Below are 230 nucleotides of genomic sequence, written 5' to 3' on the forward strand. Positions count from 1 at the left end.
ACTTCGACTCTTTCGCTTGCTGAACACCTTGCATACGAGTCAGTAGTTTTTCAATTAATGCTTCTTTGTCTGCATCAAATTCGCCGGTGCGTTGAATTAACGTTGCTTTAGATTGAAAAATAGCTTCTGCTTCTTTTAGGCCATTCGCTTCTAGCGTAGCGCCTGTAGAAACCAAATCTGCGATAGCGTCCGCTAGTCCAGCTCGAGGTGCTACTTCAACTGAGCCTGTT

1 pseudogene is annotated in these 230 nt (G+C 44.8%); it reads right to left on the minus strand.

Annotated elements, in window-relative coordinates:
- Positions 1-230: pseudogene (gene hisG, locus FTW16_RS18800) on the minus strand (ATP phosphoribosyltransferase); the annotation flags it as partial.

Origin of the sequence: Vibrio sp. T20, assembly GCF_007858795.1 — a bacterium.
Classification (GTDB): Bacteria; Pseudomonadota; Gammaproteobacteria; order Enterobacterales; family Vibrionaceae; genus Vibrio; species Vibrio satsumensis.